At 69.9% G+C, this 266-nt stretch carries 1 protein-coding gene; it reads left to right on the forward strand.

The features are described from left to right. Positions 1-266: methyl-accepting chemotaxis protein (locus KVT32_RS30305; RefSeq protein ID WP_254637093.1), on the forward strand; the 266-nt coding region annotated here is incomplete at both ends.

Consider the following 266-nt stretch of genomic DNA (forward strand, 5'->3'; position numbering starts at 1 on the left):
GAGAAGCAGGCCGGCTCGCTCGAGCAGCCCGCCAGCGCGATGGAAACGCTGACGGTGGCGGTGAAGGACAACGCCAACAACGCGCGCCTGGCGACCGACCTGGCGGCGCAAGCGGCGCGCCTGGCCGGCGACGGCGGCCAGGCCGTCGAGCGCGCGGTGACGACCATGGAATCGATCAAGGCCAGTTCGCGCAAGATCGTCGAGATCATCGGCGTCATCGTCGGCATCTCGTTCCAGACGGACATCCTGGCCCTGGACGCGGCCGG

The sequence above is a fragment of the Achromobacter sp. GbtcB20 genome, from assembly GCF_019091095.1.
Taxonomy (GTDB): domain Bacteria; phylum Pseudomonadota; class Gammaproteobacteria; order Burkholderiales; family Burkholderiaceae_B; genus Achromobacter; species Achromobacter mucicolens.